Annotated in this window: 1 protein-coding gene (only partly in view); it reads left to right on the forward strand. The window is 72.1% G+C overall.

The features are described from left to right. Positions 1-14,244, forward strand: partial view of a non-ribosomal peptide synthetase gene (locus C6376_RS28525; RefSeq protein ID WP_107446043.1) — the 5' portion only. It continues 3,726 nt past the right edge of the window; 14,244 of the gene's 17,970 nt are visible here — the first part of the coding sequence; its start codon is at positions 1-3; its stop codon lies beyond the right edge, outside the window.

The raw sequence follows: 14,244 nt of genomic DNA on the forward strand, positions 1-14,244 counted from the left end.
ATGATTCCGTTGTCATACGCGCAGCGCCGGTTGTGGTTCATCCACCAGGTGGAGGGGCCGAGCGCGCACTACAACATTCCCCTCGCCCTGCCGTTGGCCGGTGAACTCGACCAGGACGCTCTCGCCGCGGCCCTGCGCGACCTCCTGGAACGGCACGAGGTCCTGCGGACCACCTTCGCCGTGGCCGACGGCGAGCCCTACCAGCACATCCACGCCATCGAGGAGCTGGACTGGGCCCTCGAGCGGGTCGACCTGTCCGGTGCCGAGCCGTCCGCGGCGCGGGCCGAACGCGACCGCGCGCTGGCCGACGCGGCCGCGACCGCCTTCGACCTGTCCGCCGAACTCCCGATCCGTGCCTGGCTGTTCACCACCGCCCCGGCGGAGCACGTGCTGGCCGTGGTGGTGCACCACATCGCCGGCGACGGCTACTCGCTGCGCCCGCTGGCCGACGACGTCTCCGCCGCCTACGCGGCCCGTCGCGAGGGCCGGGCGCCCGACTGGGAGCCGCTGCCGGTCCAGTACGCGGACTACACCCTCTGGCAGCGCGAACTGCTCGGCGACCCGGCCGACCCGGCAGGACTGATGAGCCGTCAGATTTCCTACTGGCAGAGCGCGTTGAGCGGTGCCCCGGAGGAACTGGAGCTCCCCTACGACCACACCCGGCCCCCGGTGGCCTCCTACCGCGGCCACAGCACCCCGCTGGACATCCCCGCCGAGACGCACGCCCGGCTGGTGGAGCTGGCCCGGGCCGAGGGCGTGACCGCCTTCATGGCACTGCAGGCCGCGCTCGCCGTGCTGCTGTCCAAGCTCGGCGCCGGGACCGACCTGCCGATCGGCACGGCCGTGGCCGGCCGCACCGACGTCGGCCTGCGCGACCTGGTCGGTTTCTTCATCAACAGCCTCGTGTTGCGCACCGACGTCTCCGGTGACCCGACCTACACCGAACTCCTCGCCCGGGTGCGCGAGACGGACCTGTCGGCCTTCGAGCACCAGGACGTCCCCTTCGAGAAGCTCGTCGAGGAACTCGCCCCGACCCGCTCACTGGCCCGCCACCCCCTGTTCCAGGTCATGCTCAGCGTGGAGAACCTCGCCCGCGCCGAGGCCGACCTCGGTGGCGCACGGGCCGAGGAGCCCGCCGCGGAGCCGGCCACGGCCGCCGGACCGGTCGGCACGGTCGCCAAGTTCGACCTGGAGGTCGTCGCCGAGGAGACCTTCGACGAGACCGGCGCCCCGGCCGGCCTGCGCGGCTCGGTCATCGTCAACGCGGACCTCTTCGAGGCCGCGTCCGCCGTCCGTGTCGCCGAGCGGCTGGCCCGCGTCCTCGAACAACTGACCGCCCGGCCCCAGGCCCCGATCGACACCGTCGACGTCCTCGCCGCGGACGAGCGCGACCGGCTGCTGACCGCGTGGAACGACACCGCGGCCGAGGTCGGGCCGGGCCTCCTGCCCGAACTGTTCGCCCAGCACGTCGAACGGACCCCGGACGCCGTCGCGGTGGTCCACGAGGGCACCGAGGTCAGCTACGCCGAACTCGACGCCCGCGCCAACCGGCTCGCCCACCGGCTGGCCGCTCTCGGCGTGGGCGCCGAGTCGGTGGTCGGCCTCTGCCTGCCGCGCGGCGTGGACATCGTCACGGCTGTCCTCGCCGTCTGGAAGACCGGCGGCGCCTATGTGCCCCTCGACCCCGAGCACCCGGTCGACCGCCTGACGTACATCCTCGACGACAGCGGCGCCCGGGTGGTCCTCAGCACCCGGGCCGCGGCCGACGGCGTCGCCGCCGAACTCCACGCAGACCGGGTGCTGTGGCTCGACGACCCGCAGGAGGCCGCGGAGCTGGCCGCCCTGCCCGCCACCGCCCCGCACAGCCCGCTCACCCCCGCCGGACTGGCCTACGTCATCTACACCTCCGGATCGACCGGCCGGCCGAAGGGCGTCGCCACCGCCCACGCCGCCCTGGCCAACCTGGTATCCGTGTTCGGACCCCTGATGGAGGTGCGCCCGGGCGTCCCGGTCCTCCAGTTCGCCTCGTTCAACTTCGACGCCTCCGTCCTGGACGTCGCGGTCACCCTCGCCCACGGTGGCACCCTCGTCGTGGCGAGCGCGACCGAGCGCTCCGAACCCGCCCTCCTGCGCGCCCTCGTGCAGTCGGCCGGCGTCCGCTCCGCCAGCCTCGTGCCTTCGCTGCTCGCCGTCCTGGAACTGGAGGACCTGGCCGGAGTCGGCGCCATGGTCGTCGGCTCCGAGGGCATCGATCCCGCCCTCGCCCGGGCCTGGGCCCACGGCCGGCGGCTCGTCCACGCCTACGGGCCGACCGAGGCGGCCGTGATCACGGCCGTCGGGCGGGTCGACCCGGACGGCACCGGCGCGGTGCCCTTCGGCGGGCCCGTGGCCAACACCCGGATGTACGTCCTGGACCGCGACCTCCAGCCGGTCGCGCCCGGCGTCACCGGTGAGCTCTACATCGGAGGGGCGCAGCTGGCCCGCGGCTATGTCGGCCGCGCGGATCTGACCGCGGAGCGGTTCGTCGCCTCCCCGTACGCGCCCGGCGAGCGTTTCTACCGCACCGGCGACAGGGTGCGCTGGACGGAGGACGGCCGGCTGGTCTTCGCCGGCCGCGCGGACGAGCAGGTCAAGATACGCGGCTTCCGGATCGAGCCCGGCGAGGTGCAGGCCGTGGTCGCCGAGCACCCCGGCGTCACCCGGGCCGCCGTCGTCCCCCGCGAGGACACCCCCGGCGACGTCCGCCTCGTCGCGTACGTCGTCCCGGCGGAGGCCACCGCCGACCAGGCCCGACTCGGCTCCGCCGTGCGCGAGTTCGTCGCGTCGCGACTGCCGCAGTACATGGTCCCGGCGGCGGTCGTCCCGCTGGACACCCTGCCGTTGACCGTCAACGGCAAGCTCGATCGCACGGCGCTGCCGGCCCCCGAGTTCGCCGTCGGTGCCGGACGCCCCCCGGCGAACCGCCAGGAGCAGGTCCTGTGCGAGGAGTTCGCCGAGGTCCTGGGCCAGGAGCGGGTCGGTGCCGACGACGACTTCTTCGCCCTCGGCGGCCACTCCCTGCTCGCCGTCCGGCTCGTCGAGCGGCTGCGCGCCCGCGGCGTCCCCGTCTCCGTGCGTGCGCTCTTCGAGAGCCCGACCCCGGCAGGGCTCGCCGTGTCCGACGGCGCCACCCAGGTCACGGTGCCCGAGAACCTGATCCTGACGGGCGCGACCGCCATCACGCCGGAGATGCTCCCGCTGGTCGACGTCACCGCCGAGGAGCTCGAGCGGATCACGGCGACGGTGGAGGGCGGCGCCGCGAACATCGCGGACGTCTATCCCCTCGCCCCGCTGCAGGAGGGCCTGCTCTTCCATCACCTGCTCGCCGGCGCCGGCGAGGACGCCTACGCCCTCCCCACGGTGCTGGAGTTCGACTCGCGCGAGCTCCTGGACCGCTTCCTGGACGCCCTGCAGCGGGTGGTCGACCGGCACGACGTCCTGCGCACCGGCATCGTCTGGGACGGCCTGCGCGAACCGGTCCAGGTCGTGTGGCGCCGGGCGGAACTCCAGGTGGCGGAGGTCGCCCTCACACCTGGCGGGGACGACCCGATCGCCGAGCTGGTGGCGGTCGGCAGCACGCCGATGGACCTCAGCCGGGCCCCGCTGATCGGCCTGCACGTGGCCCAGGTGCCGCAGGGCGGAGCCGGCGACCGGTGGCTCGCCCTGATCCGGATGCACCACATGGTGCAGGACCACACCGCGAAGGAGGTCCTGCTGGCGGAGGTGCGCGCCTTTCTCACCGGGCGCGGCGACGAACTCTCCGAGCCGCTCCCGTTCCGCAACTTCGTGGCCCAGGCGCGCGGCGCCGTCGACGAGTCCGAACACGAGCGCTACTTCGGCGAGCTGCTCGGGGACGTGGACGAGCCGACCGCGCCGTACGGCCTGGTCGCCGCGCGCGGCGACGGCAGCGGTGTGGTCCGCGACGCGCTCACCCTGCCGCAGGACCTCACCGACCGGATCCGGGAGACCTCCCGGCGGATCGGCGTCACTCCGGCGTCCGTCCTGCACGTCGCCTGGGCGCGGGTCCTCGCGGCGGTCTCCGGCCGAACCGACGTGGTCTTCGGTACCGTCCTCTTCGGCCGGATGAACGCCGGTGCCGGTTCCGACCGCGTCCTCGGCCCGTTCATGAACACCCTCCCCGTCCGCCTGCGCACCGGCCGACTCGGCGCCCTGGAGGCCGTGTCGGTGATGCGCGGCCAGCTCGCCGAGCTGCTCGAGCACGAGCACGCCCCCCTGGCGGTCGCGCAGCGCGCCAGCGGCGTGCCCGGCAACAGCCCGCTGTTCACCTCCTTCTTCAACTACCGCCACAGCCAGGGCACACGAGGTGCGCAGACCGGTAGGGGCGACGGCCCGGAGGGCATGGCCGGCGGCATCCGCATGGTCTACGAGCACGACCGGACCAACTACCCACTGTCCGTCGCCGTGACCGACGACGGGGACACGCTCGACGTGACGATCGACGCCATCGCCCCGATCGTTCCGCAGGCGGTCGCCGAGCTGATGCACGTCGCCGTCGCCCACCTCGCGGCGGCGCTGGGGACGGCCCTCGACGGCGGGCCGGACACGCCGCTGAACTCGGTGGATGTGCTGGGCGAGACCGAGTGCGGTCGGGTGTTGGTGGAGTGGAACGACTCGGCGGCGGAGCTGGGTTCGGCTCTGGTGCCGGAGCTGTTCGCCGCGCAGGTGGCGCGTACGCCGGATGCGGTGGCGGTCGTGGCGGACGGCGAGGAAGTGTCGTTCGCTGAGCTGGACGCGCGCGTGAACCGGCTTGCCCACTGTCTGGTGGGCCGGGGTGTGGGTGCGGAGTCGTTGGTGGGTGTGTGTCTGCCGCGCGGGCTGGACGCGGTGGTGGCGATCCTCGCGGTGTGGAGGGCGGGGGCGGCGTTCGTGCCGATCGACCCGTCCTATCCGGTGGAGCGGATCTCGTTCATGCTCGCGGACAGCGGTGCGGTGCTGACGCTCACCGACGAGGAGGTCTTGGAGGATCTGCCGGCCGGGCGGGCGCTGATGGTCGCGGTGGACAGTCCGCTGACGGCGATGGAGTTGTCCGCTCTGCCTACGACGGCGCCTGAGGTGTCGGTGACGGCGGACGGTCTGGCGTATGTGATCTATACGTCGGGTTCGACGGGTCGTCCGAAGGGTGTGGCGGTGCCGCACGGGGCGTTGGCGAACTACGCGCTGTGGGCGGCGGGTTCGTACGGTCCGGCGGGTGGTGCGCCGCTGCATTCGTCGCTGGCGTTCGATCTGACGGTGACGAGTGTGGTGGTGCCGCTGATCTCGGGCGCGCCGGTGGTGGTGAGCGGCGACGGTGGTGCGGAGGGCCTGGCGGAGCTGGTTCGTGAGCGGGGTGGCTTCGGTCTGGCGAAGGCCGTTCCTGCGCATCTCCCGCTGCTTGGCGAGATGCTGACGGATGACCAGGTGGCCGGCGCCGCGGGTACGTGGGTGGTGGGTGGTGAGGCGTTGGCCGGTTCGGTGGTGCGGGGTTTGTTGGAGCGTGCGCCGGGGGCGGTGGTGGTGAACGAGTACGGTCCGACGGAGGCGACGGTCGGCTGTGCGGTGTTCGAGGTGCGGGCCGGTGATGAGGTCGGTGCGGTGGTGCCGATCGGTCGTCCGGTGGCGAACGTGCGGTTGTTTGTGCTGGATGGTGCGTTGCGTCCGGTGGCGGTGGGTGTGTCGGGTGAGTTGTATATCGCGGGTGCGCAGTTGGCGCGTGGGTATGTGGGGCGGCCGGGTCTGACGGCGGAGCGCTTTGTGGCGAGCCCCTTCGAGGCGGGTGTGCGGATGTACCGCTCGGGTGATGTCGCTCGCTGGCGTGGGGATGGGCAGCTGGAGTTCTTGGGGCGTGCGGACGAGCAGGTGAAGGTCCGTGGTTTCCGGATCGAGCCGGGTGAGGTCGAGGCTGTCGTCGCCGGTCACCCGCAGGTCGCGCGGGCCGCTGTGGTCGCTCGTGAGGATGTGCCCGGCGATGTCCGCCTGGTGGCGTATGTCGTTGCCGACGATCCGGATGAGGATGTTGCCGGACTGCCTGCTCTTGTCAGGGAGTTCGCCGGGCGTCGGTTGCCCGAGTACATGGTGCCGTCGGCGGTCGTGGTGCTGGAGGCGCTGCCGTTGACCGGTAACGGGAAGCTGGACCGCAAGGTGCTGCCGGCGCCGGAGGTGTCGGGTGGTGCCGGGTCCGGCCGGGCGCCGGCGAGCGAGCGTGAGCGGGTGCTGTGCGAGGCGTTCGCCGAGGTGCTGCGCGTGCCCGAGGTCGGTGTGGACGACGACTTCTTCGCCCTCGGTGGCCACTCCCTGCTCGCCGTCCGCCTGACCAGCCGGATCCGGACGCTGCTCGGCGTGGAGGTGGAGGTCCGTGACCTGTTCGAGGCCCCGACCGTCGGTGGCCTCGCCGCCCGGCTCACGGGCGCCGAGACGGCCCGGACGCCGCTCACGCGCCGGGAGCGCCCGGAAGCGGTGCCCCTCTCGTTCGCCCAGCGTCGCCTCTGGTTCATCAGCCAGCTGGAGGGCCCGAGCGCCGCCTACAACATTCCGGTGGCGCTGCGACTGACCGGTGAGGTCGACCGCGAGGCGCTGAACGCCGCCATGCGGGACGTCATCGGCCGCCACGAGGTGCTGCGGACGGTGTTCACCGCCGTCGACGGCGAGCCCTCCCAGCGGATCCTCGGCCTCGACGACCTGGCCTGGGAGCTGGAGTTCGTGGACATCGACCCCGCCGATCTGGAGGGCGCGGTCGCTGCGGCGTTCGACCACCCCTTCGACCTGGCGGAGCAGGTGCCCTTCCGCAGCTGGCTGTTCCGCAGCGGAGCGGACGACCACGTCCTGGTCGTGGTCCTGCACCACATCGCCGGCGACGGCTGGTCGAGGGCCCCGCTGGCCCGCGACCTGTCGACCGCCTACGCGGCGCGGCGCGCCGGGCAGACGCCCAGGTGGGAGCCGCTGCCGGTGCAGTACGCGGACTACGCGATCTGGCAGCGCGAACTCCTCGGCGACGACGAGGATCCCGGCAGCCTGATGGCACGCCAGATCGCCTACTGGCGCGAGAGGCTCGCCGACATCCCGGAGGAGCTGGACCTCCCCGCCGACCACGCGCGTCCTGCCGTCGCCACACACCGCGGCCACGGCGCACCGCTGCAGGTCCCGGCGGCCGTCCACGCGCAGCTCGCCGAGCTGGCGGCCGCGGAGGGCACGACCGTGTTCATGGTGCTGCAGGCGGCCCTGGCCGCCCTGCTGAACCGCGTCGGGGCCGGCACCGACATCCCGATCGGTTCGGCGAACGCGGGTCGCACGGACGAGGCGCTGGACGACCTGGTCGGCTTCTTCGTCAACACCCTCGTGGTGCGCACGGACCTGTCGGGCCGGCCGACGTTCCGCGAGGTGCTGGGACGGGTGCGCGAGGCCACGCTGTCCGCGCTGGCACACCAGGACGTCCCGTTCGAGAAGCTGGTCGAGGAACTCGCCCCGGCCCGGTCGCTGTCGCGCCACCCTCTCTACCAGGTCGCGCTGACGCTGGAGAACACGGTCGAGGCCGTGCTCGACATGCCGGGCGTCGAGACCGGCGGACTGTCGGCCGGGGACACGGTGTCCCGGTTCGACCTGGAGGTCGGCCTCCGGGAGGTCTTCGACGCTTCCGGTGCTCCGGCGGGCCTGTACGGCGCGGTGGTCGCCTCGGCCGATCTCTTCGAGCCGGAGTCGGTCGAGCGCCTCGCGTGCTGGTTGGGCCGGGTGCTGGAGGCCGTGGCGAGCGACCCGGCTCAGCCGGTGGCGCTGGTGGACGTGGTCGACCCCGTCGAGCGTCGGCGGGCGTTGGTGGAGTGGAACGACACGGCGGTCGAGGTCGCCCCGTTGACCGTGCCGGAGCTGTTCGCCGCGCAGGTCGCGCGTACTCCGGAGGCGGTGGCTGTGGTCGCCGACGGAGCCGAGCTGTCGTACGGCGAGCTGGATGCGCGGGCGAACCGTCTGGCCCGGTTCCTGGCCGGCCGGGGTGTCGGTGTGGGCTCGGTGGTGGGGGTGTGCCTGGAGCGTGGTGTCGAGCTGCTGGTGGCGGTGCTCGGTGTGCTGAAGGCCGGTGGGGCGTACATGACCATCGATCCGGAGTATCCGGCGCAGCGTGTCGCCTACATGGTGGAGGATGCCGTGCCGGCCGTGGTGCTGGCCACGGCCGGCACGCAGGAGCTGGTTCCTGGTGCGGTGCTGGTCGAGGAGCTGGACCTGGCGGAACTGGACGCCGGCCCGCTGGACGGGGTGGTGCGGCCGCAGGACGCCGCGTACGTGATCTACACCTCGGGTTCGACGGGGCGGCCGAAGGGTGTGCTGGTCTCGCACGCGGGTGTGGCGAGTATGCGGGCGGGCCACGGTGGTCTGCTGGGCGTTGGTCCGGGTTCGCGGGTGGGTCAGTTCGCCTCGGTGGGCTTCGACGCGTTCGCGTGGGAGTGGTTCATGGCCCTGCTGACCGGCGCGACCCTGGTGGTCGTCCCGCCGGACCAGCGGGCCGGCGCGCCGCTGGCGCAGTTGCTGGCCGAGCAGGCGGTGACCCATGTGCTGCTGCCGCCCGCGGTGCTGGCGACGCTGGACGAGACCACGGTAGGCAAGGACCTGGTCCTGGTGACGGGTGGTGAGGCGCTGCCGTCCGAGGCGGCGGCGCGTTGGTCGCGTGGGCGGCGGATGTTCAACGCCTACGGCCCCGCCGAGACCACGGTGGTCGCCACGTTCTGGCCGTGCGATCCGTCGGTGGCCGAGGTGGCGATCGGGTCGCCGGTGGTCAACACGCGGGTGTTCGTGCTGGATGAGTTCCTGGCTCCGGTGCCGGTGGGTGTGGCGGGTGAGTTGTATGTGGCGGGTTCGGGTCTGGCGCGCGGGTATCTGGGCCGTCCGGGTCTGACGGCGGAGCGGTTCGTCGCGCATCCCTTCGGTGGTCCGGGTGAGCGTTTGTACCGTACGGGTGACCGGGCGCGGTGGACGGTGGACGGGCAGTTGGTGTTCGCGGGCCGTACCGACGACCAGGTGAAGATCCGTGGCTTCCGGATCGAGCCCGGCGAGGTCGAGCACGTGGTGGCTTCGCACCCGCAGGTCGCGCAGGTGGCGGTGATCGTCCGCGAGGACGTCCCCGGCGACAAGCGGCTGGTCGCCTACGTGGTTGCGGACGGCGACGCCGCGCGTGCCCAGCTTCAGGAATCCGTAAGGCAGTTGGCCGCTTACCGTCTTCCCGACTACATGGTGCCGTCGGCCGTGGTGGTGCTGGACGCGCTGCCGTTGTCGGTGAACGGCAAGCTGGACCGCAAGGCCTTGCCCGCGCCCGTGTATTCCACCGGCTCCGGTCGCGGCCCGGCGAGCGTGCAGGAGGAACTGCTCTGCGCGGTCTTCGCCGAGGTGCTCGGCCTGGAGAGCGTCGGCGTGGACGACGACTTCTTCCGGCTCGGCGGCCATTCCCTGCTCGCGGTGCGTCTGGTGGGCCGGGTGCGGTCGGTTCTGGGCGTGGAGGTGCCGCTGCGGGTGCTGTTCGAGGCGCCCACCGTCGCCGGGCTCGCGGTTCGGCTCGGGGGTGTGGAGCGGGCGCGGGTGGCGTTGACGGCGGGGGAGCGGCCGGAGCGGGTGCCGCTGTCGTTCGCGCAGCGCCGCCTGTGGTTCATCAACCAGCTCGAAGGACCCAGCGCCGCCTACAACGTCCCGGCGGTGATCCGGCTGTCCGGCGATGTCGACCGTGATGCGCTGGGTGCCGCGTTCCTGGACGTGCTCGGACGGCACGAGGTGCTGCGCACGGTCTTCCCGGTGGTCGACGGCGAGCCCTACCAGCGGATGCTCGACATCGGGGACCTGGAATGGGCGCTGCAGGTGGAGGAGGTCGCACCCGAGGCGCTGAACGCAGCGGTCGCCGAGGCAGTGGCGTACAGCTTCGACCTGGCGTCCGAACTTCCCGTCAGGGCTTGGTTGTTCGAGGCGGGTGCGGAGCTGCGGGCGTTGGTCGTGGTGATGCACCATGTGGCCAGTGACGGCTGGTCGCGGGGGCCGTTGGCGCGGGATCTGTCGATCGCGTATGCGGCGCGCGGTGCGGGCGGGGTGCCGGAGTGGGCGCCGCTGCCGGTGCAGTACGCGGACTACACCCTGTGGCAGCGCGAGATCCTCGGGGACGAGAACGACCCCGAGAGTGTGATGGCCGGCCAGGTCGCCTACTGGCGTGAGGCGTTGTCGGGTTCTCCGGAGGAGTTGGGGCTGCCGTTCGACCGGGTGCGTCCGGCGGTGGGTTCGCATCGTGGTTATCAGGTGCCGGTGGAGGTTCCGGCGGTGGTGCATGAGCGGCTGGTGGAGGTGGCCCGGGCGGAGGGTGTGACGCCGTTCATGGTGTTGCAGGCCTCGCTGGCGGTGCTGTTGTCCAAGCTGGGTGCGGGGACGGACATTCCGATCGGTTCGGCGAACGCGGGTCGTACGGACGAGGCGCTGGATGATCTGGTCGGTTTCTTCATCAACACGTTGGTGGTGCGGACGGATCTGTCGGGGTGGCCGAGTTTCCGTGAGGTGTTGGGCCGGGTGCGGGAGCGGACGCTGTCGGCGCTGGCGCATCAGGATGTGCCGTTCGAGCGGTTGGTGGAGGAGCTGGCGCCTGCTCGCTCGATGGCCCGCCACCCGCTCTTCCAGGTCGTTCTCACGACACAGAACACCGTCGAGGCCGTGCTCGACTTGCCAGGCCTGCGAACCGGTGGCCAGACGAGCGAGGAGCCCGCTGAGGAGACCTCCGCCGCGACGGTCCACGATGCGGCGGCGAAGTTCGACCTGGATGTCATCGTGGGTGAGGAATTCGACGCTGATGGTCGTCCGGTGGGTGTGCGGGGCACGGTGACGGTGTCGGCGGATCTGTTCGAGCCGGTGTGGGCGGGGCGGATCGCTACGGCGTGGGTCCGGGTGCTGGATGCGGTGACGTGCGACCCGGGTATTGCGGTGGCGTCGGTCGATGTGATCGAGGCGGCTGAGCGGGAGCAGGTGCTGACCGGCTGGAACGCGACGGCTGTGGAGGTTGCGGGTTCGTCGGTGGTGGAGCTGTTCGAGGCGTGGGTGGCGCGGGCGCCGGATGCGGTGGCGATCGTGGCCGACGGCGAGCGGCTGACCTTCGCCGAGCTGGATGCGCGGGCGAACCGGCTGGCGCATTACCTGATCGGTCAGGGTGTGGGGGCGGAGTCGGTGGTGGGGCTGGCTCTGCCGCGTGGTGTCGGGATGATCGCCGGGATGCTGGCGGTGTGGAAGTCGGGGGCGGGTTATCTGCCGTTGGATGCGGCGCAGCCGACGGAGCGGGTGGCCTTCGCGATGAAGGACAGCCGGGCGGCGCTGGTGGTGACCACGGAGGAGATCCTCGACGAACTGCCCTCGGTGGGCGTGCGGTTGGTGGCCGTCGACGGTGCTCTCGTGCGGATGCAGCTGGCGACGGCGCCGGTGTCGGCGCCTGGCGTACCGGTGTTGGCGGAGGGCCTGGCGTACGTCATCTATACGTCGGGTTCGACGGGTCGTCCGAAGGGTGTCGCGGTCACGCACGGCGGTGTGGCGAACTATGTGGCCTCGGTGCCCGGCCGTATCGGGTTCGATGTGCCGGGCGGCCGGTATGCCCTTCTTCAGGCGCAGGCCACGGACCTGGGCAACACGGTGGTCTTCGCGAGCCTGGCGACCGGTGGAGAGCTGCATGTCCTGCCCGAGGAAGCGGTCACCGACCCGGCGCTGGTGGCCGGTTACCTGACCGAGCACCGGATCGACTTCCTCAAGGCTGTTCCCTCGCACCTGGCGGCGCTGGCCTCGGTGGCCGGGGCGGAGGGTGTCCTGCCGGCCCGTTCGCTGGTCCTGGGCGGCGAGGCGGCCTCGCCGGAGCTGGTGCGTGAGCTGGTGGAACGCGCCGGTGAGGCGGCGGTGTTCAATCACTACGGTCCGACGGAGACGACCATCGGTGTGGCGACCACCCGCCTGAGCGCGGACGACGCGGGCGTGGGCCTGGTCCCGGTGGGCTCGCCGGTGGGCAACACCCGCTTCTACGTCCTGGACGAGGCTCTGCGTCCGGTACCGGTGGGCGTGGCCGGTGAGCTGTACGTCGCGGGTGCGCAGGTGGCGCGCGGCTATGTCCAGCGCCCCGGGTTGACGGCTGAGCGGTTCGTGGCGAATCCGTTCGAGCCGGGTGTGCGGATGTATCGCACGGGTGACCGGGTCCGCTGGACGGCCGACGGGCGGGTGGTGTTCCTGGGCCGCACGGACGAGCAGGTCAAGGTCCGTGGCTACCGGATCGAGCTGGGTGAGGTGCAGTCCGTTGCCGCTGCTTACCCGTTGGTCGCGCAGGCGGCGGTCGTCGCCCGTGAGGGCGTTCCCGGGGAGACCCGTCTGGTGGCGTATGTGGTCGCGGACGATCCGGATGAGGACAGCAGCGGACTGCCTGCCGCGGTACGTGAGTTCATGGCGCGGCGTCTGCCGGAGCACATGGTGCCGTCGGCGGTCGTGGTCCTGGGCGAGCTGCCGCTGACCGGGAACGGGAAGCTGGACCGCAAGGCGCTTCCCGCTCCGGACTACGGCAACTCCTCGGCCGGTACCGGCCGCCGCGCGGCAAGTCTGCAGGAGGAGTTGCTCTGCCTGGCCTTCGCCGAGGTCCTCGGGCTGGAGAGCGTCGGTGTCGACGACGACTTCTTCGACCTTGGCGGTCACTCCCTCCTCGCGGTGCGCCTCGTCAGCCGTATCCGCACCGTTGTGGGTGTCGAGACGGAGATCCGCACCCTGTTCGAGGCCCCGACCGTCGCGGCCCTCGCCGCCCGCCTCACGGGCGCCGAAACCGCCCGCACCCCCCTCACACCCATGCCCCGACCGCAGCACCTCCCGCTCTCCTACGCCCAGCAAAGGCTCTGGTTCCTCAACCAGTTGGAGGAGTCGAGCGCCACCTACAACGTCCCGGTGGTGCTCCGGCTGCCCGGCGACACCGACCGGGAGGCGCTCAACGCCGCCTTCCGCGACGTGATCGGGCGGCACGAGGTGCTGCGCACCGTGTTCCCGGCCGTCGACGGCGAGCCGTATCAGCAAATCCTGGAACTCGGCGAGCTGGACTGGGAGATCAAGGCCGTCCCGGTGGCGTCGACGGACCTGGAACGCGAGGTCTGGACGGCGGCGGAGCATCCCTTCGACCTGACCGGCGAAGTGCCGATCCGCGCCTGGTTCTTCGAGCCGGAGGGCGGCGCCGATCCGGTGCTGGCCGTCGTCCTGCACCACATCGCCAGCGACGGCTGGTCGACGGCGCCGCTGGCACGGGACCTGTCGGCCGCCTATGCGGCGCGCAGCGCCGGCCGGGCACCCGCGTGGGAGCCGCTGCCGGTCCAGTACGCGGACTACACGCTCTGGCAGCGCGACCTGCTCGGCGACGAACGGGACGCAGACAGCCTGGTGGGCAGGCAGATCGCGTACTGGAAGGAGGCACTGTCGGGCATCCCCGGGGAGCTGGACCTCCCGGCTGATCACCTCCGTCCCGCCGTCTCCTCGTACCGCGGGCACGACGCGGCGCTGCAGATCCCGGCGGACGTCCACGCCCGACTGGCGGAGCTGGCGCGTGCCGAGGGCGCGACGATGTTCATGGTGCTCCAAGCGGCCCTCGCCGTACTGCTCAACCGGCTCGGCGCCGGCACCGACATCCCGATCGGCACGTTCAACGCGGGCCGTACGGACGAGGCACTCGACGACCTCGTCGGCTTCTTCGTCAACACGCTGGTGGTGCGCACGGACCTGTCCGGCGACCCGACGTTCGCCGAGGTCGTCGCCCGCGTCCGTGAGGTGGGGCTGTCCGCCTTCGCGCACCAGGAGGTGCCGTTCGAGAAGCTGGTGGAGGAGCTCGCGCCTGCTCGTTCCATGGCCCGCCATCCGCTGTTCCAGGTGTCGTTGACCCTGCAGAACAACCAGCCGGCGAGGCTGGAACTCGGTGGTGCACCCTCCGGAGGGGCGGCACTCTCGGCCGGTACCGCGGCGGCGAAGTTCGACCTCGAGGTCGGTGTCGGCGAGGCCTTCGACGCCGACGGGGCTCCGACCGGGCTGTACGGCGGCGTCACCGCCTCGGCGGACCTGTTCGAGGCGAAGACGGTCCTGCTGTTCGCGGACTGCCTGGTGGGCGTCCTCGACACGCTCTCGAGGCACCCGGAGCTGCCGCTGAGCGGTGTGCGGGTCGTCGACGGCGCGGGCGTCCCGGCGGTCTTCCCGGAGCGTCCGGCC

Origin of the sequence: Streptomyces sp. P3, assembly GCF_003032475.1 — a bacterium.
Lineage (GTDB): Bacteria > Actinomycetota > Actinomycetes > Streptomycetales > Streptomycetaceae > Streptomyces.